14 protein-coding genes are annotated in these 13,994 nt (G+C 43.2%); 7 read left to right on the top strand and 7 right to left on the bottom strand.

Annotated elements, in window-relative coordinates:
* Positions 1-57 precede the first annotated feature (57 nt).
* From rpsA to AC19MV_RS14555, 7 genes are all read left to right on the top strand, one after another.
* Positions 58-1,725, top strand: a complete 1,668-nt coding sequence (gene rpsA / locus AC19MV_RS14585) for a 30S ribosomal protein S1 (protein WP_432402003.1) — start codon at positions 58-60, stop codon at positions 1,723-1,725.
* A 77-nt stretch (positions 1,726-1,802) separates the two neighbouring features.
* The gene (ihfB, locus tag AC19MV_RS14580) at positions 1,803-2,090 is read left to right on the top strand and encodes an integration host factor subunit beta (RefSeq protein WP_432402001.1); all 288 of its coding nucleotides are present in this window, start codon (positions 1,803-1,805) and stop codon (positions 2,088-2,090) included.
* 121 nt (positions 2,091-2,211) lie between these two features.
* A complete protein-coding gene (locus AC19MV_RS14575; RefSeq protein WP_432401999.1) occupies positions 2,212-2,508 on the top strand; it encodes a LapA family protein in 297 nt (98 codons plus the stop codon).
* Position 2,509: 1 nt separating this feature from the next.
* Positions 2,510-3,670: a lipopolysaccharide assembly protein LapB gene (lapB, locus tag AC19MV_RS14570; protein ID WP_432401997.1), complete on the top strand. Its 1,161-nt coding sequence runs from the start codon at positions 2,510-2,512 to the stop codon at positions 3,668-3,670.
* Between the two features lie 55 nt (positions 3,671-3,725).
* Positions 3,726-4,424 (top strand): orotidine-5'-phosphate decarboxylase, encoded by a 699-nt coding sequence (pyrF, locus tag AC19MV_RS14565; protein ID WP_498297406.1) that lies wholly within the window; start codon positions 3,726-3,728, stop codon positions 4,422-4,424.
* A gap of 41 nt (positions 4,425-4,465) precedes the next feature.
* Positions 4,466-5,308, top strand: a complete 843-nt coding sequence (locus AC19MV_RS14560) for an SDR family oxidoreductase (protein WP_498308441.1) — start codon at positions 4,466-4,468, stop codon at positions 5,306-5,308.
* A 26-nt stretch (positions 5,309-5,334) separates the two neighbouring features.
* Positions 5,335-5,886: a DUF2058 domain-containing protein gene (locus AC19MV_RS14555; protein ID WP_498308439.1), complete on the top strand. Its 552-nt coding sequence runs from the start codon at positions 5,335-5,337 to the stop codon at positions 5,884-5,886.
* A 973-nt stretch (positions 5,887-6,859) separates the two neighbouring features.
* On the opposite strand, the gene gloA is transcribed toward AC19MV_RS14555, so the two are convergent.
* From gloA to rsxB, 7 genes are all read right to left on the bottom strand, one after another.
* Positions 6,860-7,270: a lactoylglutathione lyase gene (gloA, locus tag AC19MV_RS14550; RefSeq protein WP_432401987.1), complete on the bottom strand. Its 411-nt coding sequence runs from the start codon at positions 7,268-7,270 to the stop codon at positions 6,860-6,862.
* Positions 7,271-7,838: 568 nt separating this feature from the next.
* A complete protein-coding gene (gene nth / locus AC19MV_RS14545; RefSeq protein ID WP_432401985.1) occupies positions 7,839-8,480 on the bottom strand; it encodes an endonuclease III in 642 nt (213 codons plus the stop codon).
* Between the two features lie 10 nt (positions 8,481-8,490).
* The gene (locus AC19MV_RS14540; RefSeq protein ID WP_498297415.1) at positions 8,491-9,186 is read right to left on the bottom strand and encodes an electron transport complex subunit E; all 696 of its coding nucleotides are present in this window, start codon (positions 9,184-9,186) and stop codon (positions 8,491-8,493) included.
* On the bottom strand, positions 9,179-9,823 hold the full coding sequence (gene rsxG / locus AC19MV_RS14535) for an electron transport complex subunit RsxG (protein WP_498308437.1): 645 nt from the start codon (positions 9,821-9,823) through the stop codon (positions 9,179-9,181). Before rsxG ends, AC19MV_RS14540 begins: the two co-directional genes overlap by 8 nt.
* 2 nt (positions 9,824-9,825) lie before the next feature.
* A complete protein-coding gene (gene rsxD / locus AC19MV_RS14530) occupies positions 9,826-10,878 on the bottom strand; it encodes an electron transport complex subunit RsxD (RefSeq protein ID WP_498308435.1) in 1,053 nt (350 codons plus the stop codon).
* 2 nt (positions 10,879-10,880) lie between these two features.
* Positions 10,881-13,421: an electron transport complex subunit RsxC gene (gene rsxC / locus AC19MV_RS14525; protein ID WP_498308433.1), complete on the bottom strand. Its 2,541-nt coding sequence runs from the start codon at positions 13,419-13,421 to the stop codon at positions 10,881-10,883.
* Positions 13,415-13,993 (bottom strand): electron transport complex subunit RsxB, encoded by a 579-nt coding sequence (gene rsxB, locus AC19MV_RS14520; RefSeq protein ID WP_432401977.1) that lies wholly within the window; start codon positions 13,991-13,993, stop codon positions 13,415-13,417. Before rsxB ends, rsxC begins: the two co-directional genes overlap by 7 nt.
* Between the last annotated feature and the right edge of the window lies 1 nt (position 13,994).

The raw sequence follows: 13,994 nt of genomic DNA, 5'->3' as shown, positions 1-13,994 counted from the left end.
TACTAGACTCCACATCTAGGATGGATGGTGGTTTATTTAATGAAAGTAACCTAAAACATGACTGAATCTTTTGCTGATCTATTTGAACAATCCCTTCAAACTCTTGAGTTCCGTCCAGGTTCTATCGTTCGTGGTACAGTTGTTGCCATCGAAAACGGTATGGTACTTGTAGACGCTGGTCTTAAGTCTGAAAGCCCAATCAACGCTGACGAATTCAAAAACGCACAAGGCGTTCTAGAAATTCAAGTTGGTGATGAAGTTGACGTAGCCCTTGACTCTGTTGAAGATGGCTTCGGTGAGACTCAATTGTCTCGCGAAAAAGCTAAGCGTCATGAAGCTTGGATCGTTCTAGAAAAAGCGTACGAAGATGCTGAAACTGTAATCGGTATCATCAATGGTAAAGTTAAAGGTGGTTTCACTGTTGAATTAAACGGTATCCGCGCCTTCTTACCAGGTTCTCTAGTTGACGTGCGCCCAGTTCGCGACACAGCTCACTTAGAGTACAAAGAATTAGAATTCAAAGTTATCAAGCTTGATCAGAAGCGCAACAACGTTGTTGTTTCTCGTCGTGCAGTTATCGAATCTGAAAGCAGTGCTGAGCGTGATGCACTTCTTGAAAATCTACAAGAAGGCCAAGCAGTTAAAGGTATCGTTAAGAACCTTACTGATTACGGTGCATTCGTAGATTTAGGTGGCGTTGACGGTCTATTACATATCACTGATATGGCGTGGAAACGTGTTAAGCACCCATCTGAAATCGTTAATGTTGGTGACGAAATCAACGTTAAAGTTCTTAAGTATGACCGTGAGCGTACTCGCGTATCACTAGGTCTTAAGCAACTTGGCGAAGATCCATGGTTAGAAATCAGCAAGCGTTACCCAGAAAGCACTAAGCTTACTGGTCGCGTAACTAACCTTACTGACTACGGCTGCTTCGTAGAAATCGAAGAAGGCGTTGAAGGTTTAGTACACGTTTCTGAAATGGATTGGACTAACAAAAACATTCACCCATCTAAAGTTGTTAACTTAGGTGATGAAGTTGAAGTGTTAGTACTAGACATCGATGAAGAACGTCGTCGTATTTCTCTAGGCCTTAAACAGTGTAAAGTTAACCCATGGGATGACTTCGCTACTAAGTTTAACAAAGGCGACAAAGTATCTGGTAAGATCAAGTCAATCACTGACTTCGGTATCTTTATCGGTCTTGACGGTGGAATCGATGGTCTTGTTCACTTATCTGACATTTCTTGGAACGGTACTGGCGAAGACGCAGTTTCTGAATACAAGAAAGGCGACGAAATCCACGCAGTGGTTCTATCTGTAGACCCAGAGCGTGAGCGCATCAGCTTAGGTGTTAAGCAAACTGAAGATGATCCATTCAACGCATACTTAGCTGACAAGAAGAAAGGCACCGTAGTTAACGGTACTGTTTCTGCTGTTGATGCTAAAGGTGTTACAGTTGAATTAGCAGACACTGTTGAAGGTTACATCCGTGTAGCTGACATCTCTGCAGAGCGCATCGAAGATGCATCTACTGTTTACTCAGTAGGTGACGCAATCGAAGCTAAGTTCATGGGTGTAGATCGTAAGAACCGTTCTATCAGCTTATCTATCAAAGCGAAAGATGAAGCTGAACAGAAAGAAGCGATTGCTACTCTGAACAAGCAAGATGACGTTGTAATGAGCAGCGCGATGGCTGAAGCCTTCAAAGCGGCTCGTAAGTAATCGAAAATCGCCTGTTGTATGGGGACGTCGTCCCCATTAGGCGACTGTGTTTGGCTTGATAATATAGGATAGCTAAGATGACAAAATCTGAACTGATCGAAAAACTCGCCACTAGGCAGTCGCAATTGTCGGCGAAAGAAGTGGAAAGTGTAATCAAAGAGATGTTGGAGCAAATGGCGACAACATTAGAAGGCGGTGATCGTATAGAAATCCGTGGCTTTGGTAGTTTTTCTCTTCACTATCGTGCACCTCGTACTGGTCGTAACCCAAAAACAGGCACATCTGTTGATTTGGAAGGCAAGTATGTACCGCACTTTAAGCCAGGCAAAGAACTGCGCGAACGTGTCGATGCTGTTAATGTTTGATTAACGCTTTAAAAAAAGCCTCCTTTTGGAGGCTTTTTTGTATCTAATGACAGTCAACGCTGGTCAGCTCAGTAAATTTCTTGGATAATCATTATATTGATGCGTATACATGGAGAATAGCGTGAGATCTTTTATTGTTATTGTACTAATTGGATTACTCTTTGTTTTAGCTTTACTATTTGGGGCTAAAAACGAACAAGTCGTAACGTTGAGTTACTTTATCGCAGAAGGTGAATACCGCTTGCCGGTTGTACTTGCTACCGTGTTTTTTAGCGGGTTTATTCTTAGTTGGGTATTTGCAAGTTATCACATTATCAAGCTCAAAATGGCGTTACGTAAGAGTAATAAAGCCTTGAAAAAATTCACTGCAGTCGATGCGATAAACATTGACGTAACCCCAAAGGATCAAGCTGTCTAGTATGCTAGAAATCTTGTTCTTGTTATTGCCCATTGCTGCCGGATACGGTTGGTATATGGGGCGACGCAGTATTCGCCATAGCGATAGCCAACAAAGTAAAAAATTAAGCCGGGATTATTTTACTGGGCTTAATTTTTTACTGTCTAATGAGTCTGATAAAGCCGTAGACTTGTTTATTAGTATGCTAGATGTCGATGATGAAACCATTGATACCCATTTATCATTAGGGTCGTTGTTTCGTAAACGCGGCGAAGTTGACCGCTCTATCCGCATTCATCAAAATTTGATTGCCCGTCCAAGTCTCACCAACGAACAGCGCGATATTGCGATGATGGAATTGGGCAAAGATTACATGGCTGCGGGGTTTTACGACCGTGCAGAAGAGATATTTCTCAATCTGGTTAGTCAGGACGATCACAGTGAAGAAGCTGAAACTCAGCTTATCTTGATTTATCAGGTGACCAAAGAATGGCAAAATGCCATTGATATCACCAAACGTTTACCGCGCAAACGTCAGCAAGTGCTTAAATGCACCACCGCCCATTTTTATTGTCAACTGGCAGATGAAGCCAGCAACGACGCTGATAAAATAAAAAAACTACAGCAAGCCATTAAACAAGACAACAAATGCGGTCGTGCCTGGTTAACGCTAGCAAAAATTTACCTCGATGCAGGCCAACATGATTTATGCAAGCAGGCAATATCTGAGTTAAAAGTTGCTGATATTGATTTGTTCGCCGATGTAGTGGCTATTGCAAAGCAAGTGTACCGAGACACTCAAGATCCTGACGGTTTTCACGAATTATTAGCGAAAGCGATTGCCGATGGTGCAGGGGCCAGTGTGGTCGTGGCGTTAGCCGAACATAAAATCAGTGTTAATCAACATCAAAGTGCTGAAACCATGATGCTCGATAATTTATATCGCCATCCGACCATGAAAGGTTTTCAGCATTTAATGAAGTTACACATTAAACAAGCAGAAGATGGCCAAGCGAAACAAAGCTTATCAATGCTAGAGCAGCTTGTAGAACAACAAATTAAATTCCGTCCAAGCTACCGCTGTACTGCCTGTGGGTTTCCATCTCACAGTTTATATTGGCATTGTCCGTCATGTAAGCAATGGGGCAGTATAAAACGGATCAAAGGCCTTGACGGTGAGTAACCCTTCAAAAAACATTCTATAATAATTAACAAAAGCTATTGCCGCTGGAGTCCAAATGACTGATAAACCCATTGTAGTTGCCCTCGACTATGACAATAAAGCCGATGCGCTGACTTTTATTGATAAACTCGATCCAACCATGTGTCGTTTAAAAATCGGCAAAGAAATGTTTACCTTATTTGGCCCCCAATTAGTCAAAGACATTCACAGTCGTGATTTTGATTTATTCCTCGATTTAAAATTCCATGACATTCCTAATACTGTCGCTAAAGCGGTCGCCGCTGCAGCTGATTTAGGTGTGTGGATGACAAACGTGCATGCCAGTGGTGGCTTAGCCATGATGCAAGCGGCGAAAAATGCGTTAGTGCCGTTTGGTAAAGATGCACCCTTACTGATTGCAGTGACTGTATTAACGTCAATGTCGGATGAGGATTTAGCGTTGCTTGGCATTAATGTGCCCGCATTCGAACATGTATTGCGTCTCGCTAAATTAACTCATCAAGCTGGTCTTGATGGTGTGGTGTGTTCCGCTCAAGAAGCGAAACTGCTTAAATCATCTTTCGGCCAGGATTTTACCCTAGTCACACCAGGGATCCGTCCCGCAGGCAGCGATGCCGGCGATCAACATCGGGTCATGACGCCACCGCAAGCTATTGCAGCTGGTTCGGATTATTTGGTGATTGGCCGTCCTATTACACAAGCGGCAGATCCGCTAGCTGCGCTAAAAGCGATACATCAATCGCTTCAAGTATAAACATTTTAACGTCAATCAAAACAAACTAATAAGGGATGACAATGGTTACTAGCACAGGGTTTACTGACAACGGTTTTAGTTATGCAGGCAAGAATGTGGTTGTGGTTGGTGGCACATCAGGTATCAACCTGCAAGTCGCGATAGCGTTTGCCAAAGCCGGCGCCAATGTGGCAGTTGCCAGTCGCAGCATAGACAAAGTCAATGCTGCAGTAGAGCAACTTAAGCACGCCAATCCCCAAGCGCAGCATATCGGTGTTAGCTTTGATGTGCGCGATAATGAAGCGCTAACCGTTGGCTTTAGCACTATTGCTGATGCATTTGGAACAATCGATGTGTTGGTCAGTGGCGCAGCAGGTAATTTCCCTGCAAGCGCCGCAAAATTGTCTAATAACGGTTTTAAGTCTGTCATTGATATTGATTTGATTGGCAGTTTTCAGGTGCTTAAACAAGCTTATCTGTTATTGGTGCGCCCAGGCGCGAGCATTATTCAAATTTCAGCGCCACAAGCTTATATTGCGATGCCACTGCAAGTTCATGTGTGTGCCGCAAAAGCGGGTGTTGATATGTTAACCCGCACCTTAGCGCTAGAGTGGGGCATTGAAGGGGTTCGAATTAACTCAATTGTGCCAGGCCCAATTGCCGACACAGAAGGCTTTAACCGTTTAGCGCCCAGTGATGAATTACAACAACGTGTGGCTAATAGCGTGCCATTAAAGCGTAACGGCAAAGGCCAAGATATTGCTAACGCAGCATTATTTCTTGCATCCGACATGGCATCGTACATTACCGGTGTGGTATTGCCCGTTGATGGCGGTTGGTCATTAGGTGGCGCCAGTATTGCGATGACCGAATTAGGCGACATTGCCGCCAAACATGGCTTATAAACATTATTATTTAAAGGTAACAAATCATGGCAAATGCATTACAAGATCAATTACTCAAAGCCGGTCTTGCCAGTAAACAAAAAGTGCGCGATGTGAAGACCCAGCAACGTCGTAATAAAAAAGCCAAAGTCGATGATGGCAGTTCAGAGCTTAAGCAACAAATTGCCGAGCAGAAATTAGAACAGGCTAAAAAAGACAAAGCCTTAAATGAACAACGCTTTGCAGAGGCGTCTGAAAAAGGCCAAGTGCGCGGCTTAATTAGTGAGTTTTCTCAATTTGCCATCAAGATCCCTAAAGATGCTGAGCTTAAATTTAACTACACCTTAGAAAACAAAATTTATTCGTTGTACATTACCGATAAAATTCAAGCCGAGTTGCTTAATGGCACTTTAGGAATTGTACGCCACGAAGACAAAAGCTACCTGGTGCCACATAAACTCGCTGAGCGCGTGAAGTTATTAGTCCCTCAGTGGTGTGGCTATTTGTGGGACAAAGCAGCGAAAGATGCCGTTGCGCAAGTCAGTGATGCTAATGACCCATATGCAGATTACGCGATTCCAGATGATTTAATGTGGTAACGATTACCCTAAAAAGCCTCTTCAACGAGGCTTTTTTTTTGGACCTTTTATTCGTTAACTTGATCTCGGTTTGCTGTGCGCGCCAAATCTACGCTATTTTCTTTCGTTTCAGGAGTTCGCTATACCACGCCATCAACGCCAAAAATAATCAAATCACACCAATCAGGATGCTCAGCACGTTGATGCCAAGTGACGGCTGAGCGATGGAATATATCGCGAACCACATGACTTCCCAACATTTTGCTGTCCTGTTTTGCAGCACTTCTCGAAACGTAATCAACTTTTCGTGATCAGACAATATCAAGCTTCTTAATCAATTGACGAGCGGGTTCATTGCGAAATACATACCTATATCAGCTCAAACCATAGCGTCCATGGGGAGTTTCGCCGTCTTATACCATTTCCATTAATTATGTGACCAATCAGAGCCACTCAGACTTTTCAGTTTGAGGCGCATTGTTGAAAGAATGGTTATTCCCTTTTAAGGCGATGCAACAAAGAAATGGAAAGTCTGAGTGTCTCCTGCAAGGCGGGTTTCTGTGTCTTCTATACTGCTTAATAGCATTTTGAGGTGCGACTGCATGGATGCAGTAGGTAGAGCAACGCAGGAGCAGTTGCCGAGAGCAACTATGCCTACAATCCTATTACTTGCCTAGAAGACACAGAATTCCCGCTGAATGGCCAGATAATTGCTGGAATTGGTATTAATGTGGGTCTAGACAAGATTGAATAATAGCGGGTTCATGGACATCAGGAAGGCATGAGATTCGATCTGGTCGTTAATTGAAGTACGGGCAAGCGCTTCTGAAACTTCCATAAAAAAATCCGATAATCAAGATCATCGGATTTTGGCAGACTGAAAAGATCGGTCAAGAGATCTTTTTATGTTGTATAGCTTCAGTTATTAACTGATCGGCATTAAGCTAATTGATGGCTTTATTATACTTAATGATAAAATGTATATGCGAACCGTTTAGCCTAAAGCCGAAGTCGCTGACTTTTTCTGAATTAATTCAATTTTATAGCCATCAGGATCTTCAACAAAAGCGATTTCAGTCGTGCCGCCTGCTACAGGACCTGGCTTGCGAGTCACTTTACCGCCTGCGGCAGTGATAGCGTCACAACGGGCATAAATATCTTCTTCACCTATGGCTAAATGGCCAAAACCGTTACCTAAGTCGTAGCTGTCTACGCCCCAGTTATACGTTAATTCAATAACAGCTTGGCCAGTGGTTTCTTCACCAAAACCCACGAAGGCGAGGGTATACTTGTATTCAGCATTTTCAGACTTACGCAGTAGTTTCATACCCATTACGTCAGTGTAAAAGGTGATGCTGCGATCTAAATCGCCAACGCGGATCATAGTGTGAAGTAATTGCGACATAATGTTCTCTCTTAAATAAAAATATACCTGACTGTATCAAGCTCAGATGACAATGAAAAGATGAGTGTCTGTTGATCTGTAACAATTTATATTTTACCAGACTCGACAGAGCGCTATTAAAACTCGTTATTAAATCTCATTATTCAACAAAAAAACGGGATAATCCGACCCAGTAAATAACAGCATTAAAATGAATACCGTTATTTTTTTGCTTTAGCTCACATTTGTGATGATATTTTTTGGGTTCATAAGCAAAAGGCGTTATTCTTCTTTTATACCTACATGGAGGCAAGACAATGACAACAGAATTAAAAATGGCCTTAGGCACTACCGTTGTAATCGCAATTTGTTTTAGCGCATTTTTTGTGGCGATGTTTTAAATCAGTATTAAACAGTGCTACAGATTAAGCGACAAAGATTCAATGATAAATCACTTGGGATGTAATCAATAGATTCAATCCTTGTGACTAAAACGCTAGTTTATTGCATGTTAGTTGATGAGTTAACATACAATGAATTATAAAAAAATGACCAAAACACATTATGTGTATTGGTCATTTTTTTGCGGCTATTCTTCAGGGTAAATCTTTTCAGAGAACTCACAAAGATCTTCGATAATACAAGATCCACAACGTGGTTTACGGGCAATACAAGTATAACGGCCATGCAAAATAAACCAATGATGTACATCCACCTTAAACTCGCTTGGAACTACTTTTAGCATTTTTTGCTCGACCTGGTCGACATTTTTACCGGGTGCAAACTTAGTGCGATTTGCCATTCGAAATATATGGGTATCTACTGCTATCGTAGGCCAGCCAAAGGCCGTGTTGAGGACCACATTAGCCGTTTTACGGCCAACACCAGGTAATGCTTCTAACGCCTCACGATTTTCGGGGACTTCGCCGCCGTGTAAATCGATTAACATTTTACATGCGTTAATCACGTTGATGGCTTTATTGTTATATAAACCAATGGTTTTGATGTATTGCTTGAGCCCATCGACACCTAAGTCATAAATCGATTGAGCGGTATTCGCTACCGGGAATAACTTATCCGTTGCCTTGTTTACGCTAACATCTGTTGCTTGTGCTGATAATGTCACTGCCACTAATAATTCGAATGGGCTGGAAAAATTCAACTCAGTTTCTGGTTTTGGATTGTTATCTCGTAGTCGCGTTAATATCTGAATGCGTTTTTCTTTATTCATAATAATGTAGTTAACTTACCTTAGTGATCCGAGCGCGAGTCACTCCAACAGACTCCACTTTAGGCTGCCTAGCTTTAATTCTGCTGTCGATAACATTTTTAAGGGCAATGAGTAAGCCCATGCCGATAAATGCGCCTGGTGGCAACATGGCGAGTAAGAAGGGGGTATCAACTTGCCAGACGTGTATTGTCAATATACTGGCCCATTCACCTAATAATAAATCGGCTCCATCAAATAACGTGCCTTGGCCTAATAGCTCACGGCTTGCGCCTAATACGACTAATACTGCTGTAAAACCTAAGCCCATCATTAACCCGTCAAAAGCTGAATGTGCTAGTGAGTTACGCGATGCAAATGCTTCTGCCCGACCAATAATGACGCAGTTTGTGACGATGAGCGGTAAGAAAATGCCTAATGAAATATACAAATTATAAGCATAAGCATTAATTAATAATTGCACACAGGTCACTAAGGCAGCAATGATCATGACAAACACCGGAATACGGATTTCTTTTGGTACATAATCACGTACTAATGATACTAAGATGTTTGAACCCATTAATACCAATAGTGTCGCAACCCCTAAACCCAATGCGTTCGTGATGGTTGCGGTGACAGCCAGTAAGGGACATAAACCAAGTAACTGGACAAGTCCTGGGTTATTTTTCCACAAACCTTGGCTCGCTATTTCGCGATAATTACTCATGGTCGCCCTCACACTTTACATGGCTTTTATATAAATCTTGACGATGAAGCTCTACAAAACTTAACGCTTTACTGATGGCTTTGACATAGGCGCGTGGCGTAATAGTGGCGCCAGTGAATTGATCAAATTGACCACCGTCTTTTTTCACTTTCCACAAGTCCGTATTATCTTTAAACAGTTTGCCACTAAAGTGAGTCACCCAATCTGATTTACGTAATTCAATTTTATCACCAAGGCCAGGTGTTTCTTGATGCGATAGCGTGCGCACCCCCAATACTTGGCCGTTGTTATCGATACCAATAATCAGTTTGATTTCACCGTTATAACCATCGGGGGCAATAGCTTCAATGGCAATCGCAACAGCTTGTTGATTCTTATAAGCTAAGTAAGCGGGTAAGGCATTTTTGCTGCCCAGTAACTCTGGTGAGTGTACTAAAATACATTGTTCAAATAACACATTGTCATGTAAGTGAGTTGGAATGACTTGAGTTAAGGTTTCGGTTAGCTGCTTTTGTTGCTGTAGTGCGATAATGTCGTGGGTGAGGGCATTAACGATCGCCACTAAACCCGTGCAACACAATGCAAACAGGGCTAACAATAAGCCATTTTTAATCATCGGATTATCATTAATAGACATGGTTAGTTTCCTGTGCGATGACCGTAGCTACGTGGGCGGACATAGTAGTCAATAAATGGCGCACACATATTGGCGAGCAATACCGCAAATGCCACCGCATCTGGGTAACCACCAAAAGTACGAATAAGGTAAATCAATACACCAATCATGGCGCCAAATATTAATCGACCTCGTGGACTGGTTGCCGCAGTCACCGGATCCGTAGCGATAAAAAAAGCCGCAAGCATAGTGCCACCACTAAATAGGTGCATTAACGGACTGACAAAGGTATCGGGACTGATTAAAAAGCCGAAACTAGCACATACAAACACACTGGCAATGATAGCGCCGCTGATATGCCAGCGTATCACTTTGAGTTTTAACATGATAAGCCCACCAGCAAGGTAGGCCATATTAACCCAAAACCAGCCTTCAGCAGCCATTCCAGAGAATATAGGTTTTGCTAAACTTTCCGTGGTGGTTAACCCCATGGATAAATCGGTTTTGAGCGTATCTAAAGGCGTCGCCATGGTTATGCCGTCTATACCTAAACGAAAATACTCAGGCGCAAAAGATTGATTGATTTCAAAAATAGTTTGCACACTGGTCAGCAAAGAAACGTGATTCATTGCAATGGTTTGCGGTGCAACCCATGAGGTCATTTGAACGGGAAATGAAATAAGCAGTAATACATATGCAGCCATTGCCGGGTTAAATACGTTATTGCCTAAACCACCATAAAGTTGTTTTACGATGACGATGGCAAAAAGGGTCCCGATAACAATTAACCACCAAGGCGCTAATGGTGGAATGGCAACAGCAAGTAATGACGCCGTAACCAGTGCACTGTTATCACTCAGCGTCGCTTTAATGCGTTTGTTACGTAACTTCATTACCGCAGCTTCAGCGAGGTATGCCACGCTCACTGCCAAGAGTAATTGAATTAAGGTTCCCAAACCAAAATAATAGCTTTGAACAGCAATACCCGGAATAAGGCATAAGGCCACCCGTTTCATCACGGTATTGGTGTGTAAACTGGTACTCACATGGGGTGACGAGGCAATTTTAAATGCCATGATTATTGTTCCTCTTGCTCAGCACTTTTAGCGAGCTTTTTCGCTTTTGCTTTGGCAACAGCTGCCGCGACTTTGGCTTTTTTGATTTGTTCAGGGGTTAACTCAACAGCATCGTCATTGTTAATGACTGAAGTGGTATTGCTAACAGATACTATTTCATGTTCAAACGTTGGTGTCGTTTCAGTGTGCAAGCTAGCCACGTTATCATTTGTTATTGTTTGAGATATTGCAGGTATAGCCTCTAATGATGATTCACTTTCTGTTGATTCATCAGGGGTAACGGCTTTATCCGTTTGACCGGCTTGAGCAAGCTTCTTAGCTTTTGCTTTAGCGATGGCCGCTGCGACACGGGCTTTTTTATCATCAATGGCATCAGTTGGTGGTTCAATATACGTTGACTCCATTTCAGTTGCTGGGACAGGTCCTGTTGCCGTCACGTCCGTTTGGCTGGCTTGAGCAAGTTTTTTAGCTTTTGCTTTAGCGACGGCCGCTGCGACACGGGCTTTTTTATCATCAATGGCATCTATTGGTGATTCAATATTAACCGTTGATTCAATTTCAGATGTTGGTACAGATGCTGCTGATGTGACGTCAGTTTGACTTTCTTGAGCAAGTTTTTTAGCTTTTGCTTTGGCAACGGCTGCTGCGACGCGGGCTTTTTTATCATCAATGGCATCTGTTGATGATTCAATACTAATTGTTGATTGAGTTTCAGTTGCTGGCTCAGAACCTGCTGCCGTCGCGTCGGTTTGACTGGCTTGAGCTGCTTTCTTGGCTTTGGCGCGTGCAACCGCGGCGGCAATCTTAGCTTGCTTGTCATCGACGACAACGTCAGTGTCGTGAGTAGTGTTATTCGATTCACTGCTTAATGCTGTTGCTTGGGCCGCTTTTTTGGCTTTAGCGCGCTCAATGGCTGCATTGACTGCGGCTTTTTTCGGATCGACTGCGGTTAGCGGAGCTGGTGTTGTTGTTTCAACTGACGCAGTTGTTGAAGATATTGCCGCATCTTGCGCTTTTTTAGCCGCAATGCGTGCCATGGCGGCCGCAACGGCGTCTTTGTCTGTTGACTTCATGCTTGCTTGACGTTTGGCGGCCGCTTCTTTGGCTTTCGCTTCACGCGCATTCTTTTCATCTTCTAAGCGCTGTAAGCGTGTTTCGAAACGGATTTTAGCTTGTTCAGCTTGACGTTTCTCTTCCGCTTCTATTTTTAATGCCGATTTAGCAACGCGATAATATTCAACTAACGGAATATCACTTGGGCATACATAACTGCAACAACCACACTCAATGCAGTCTTTTAAGTTAAAACTGGCCGCTTTATCGTACTCTTCGGCTTTTGCATGCCAAAAAAGTTGTTGTGGTAATAACAATGCAGGACAGGCTACTGCGCACTCACCACAACGTATACAGGCTTTTTCATCAACAACAGGAGCCATTTCATTTTGGCTTGGTACTAACAAGCAGTTAGTGCCTTTTAAAATAGGTACATCTAACTCAGCTAGGGCGTAACCCATCATCGGGCCACCGACAATGACTTTCTGCTCGGCAGATTCGATAAAATGAACCGACTGCAATGCATCTGCCACTGTAGTACCAATGGGTAACCAATAATTACCCGGTTGGCCAATGTGTTCGCCGGTTAAGGTGACAACGCGCTCAATAAGCGGTTTACCCTGATAGATCGCCTCTTGAATAGCATAGGCGGTACCAACGTTGTGAACCACAATACCGAGTTGAGCAGGTATCGAGCCACTGGGCACTTCTTTGCCTGTGATAATTTGGATTAACTGCTTTTCACCGCCAGAAGGATACTTTGTCGGAATGACCGTGACGCGAACGACGCCTTTAGGCAAATCGCTTCGATTAACCGCTGCTTGCATGGCTTGCGCCGCTTCAGGCTTATTGTCTTCAATGGCAATAATTATCCGCTGAGGGTTAAGTAGATGGTTAATCACCCCTACGCCAGACAAGATTTCATCACTGTGATCGCGCATTAGTCGATCATCTGAGGTGATATAGGGTTCGCACTCAATACCATTGATGATGACTAAGTTAATTTCACTGGCAGGATTGAGTTTGACATGGCTTGGAAATGCCGCGCCGCCCATGCCTGCAATACCTGCTAGTTTAATTTTATCTAATATTTGCGCTTTAGACAGTTGCTCAAGACTATTAGAGGTTAAATCACACCAGGTGTCTTGCCCGTCGGCCTCAATAATACAACTCAATGTTGGAAGTGAAGAAGGGTGGTTAGTTGCGTGTTGCTCTACGGCAATAATCTGTCCTGACGTAGGCGCATGAACCGGCAAATAAGTAAAGCCAGCACCTTCTGTCAGTGCCTGACCTTTTAACACTTTATCGCCCACTGCCACGGTCAACGTAGCTTGCTCACCAACTAACGGTACCGGTACGACAAAACGCTTAGCAAGGGGTAAGCGCGCAATCGCAGATTGATTAGAAAGTGTTTTTAATTGAGGAGGATGGATCCCACCAGGAGATTGCCACAACGACCCTTTATCAAGTTGTTCTAATAACGTTAGCACGCTTGTTCCTCTTGCTCAGAATGAATCACCTTGACTGGGATTGTGTTTAATTTCCAATCCCAATTTTGCAGAGTGGTTTCAACAGGGATCATGTCGATACAATCAACAGGGCAAGGTTCTACGCATAAATCACAACCCGTACAATCTTTGGCGATGACGGTGTGCATGAGTTTACCCGCGCCTAAAATGGCATCTACTGGGCAAGCTTGAATACATTTGGTGCAACCAATACATTCGTCTTCACGGATGTAAGCCACTTTTTTTACTGTAGATTGGGCTTCGGCATTTAAAGGTTCTTGATCAACCCCCATCAATTCGGCAATTTTCTCCATGGTCGCAGTACCGCCAGGAGGACACTTATTGATATGGTCACCATTCGCAATCGCTTCAGCGTAAGGCCGACAACCTGGGTATCCGCATTGGCCGCATTGCGTTTGCGGTAGCAAGGCTTCGACTTGATCGATAACCGGATTACCTTCGACTTTAAATTTCTTTGAGGCAAAACCTAAAATAACACCAAACACTAATGCCAATAAACTCAGCACAGCAACGGCAATAAATATACTTGTCATA

The sequence above is a fragment of the Shewanella sp. MF05913 genome (assembly GCF_059758095.1).
The sequence above is the reverse complement of the archived record's forward strand: the minus strand, read 5'-3'. Positions and strand labels throughout refer to the sequence as shown.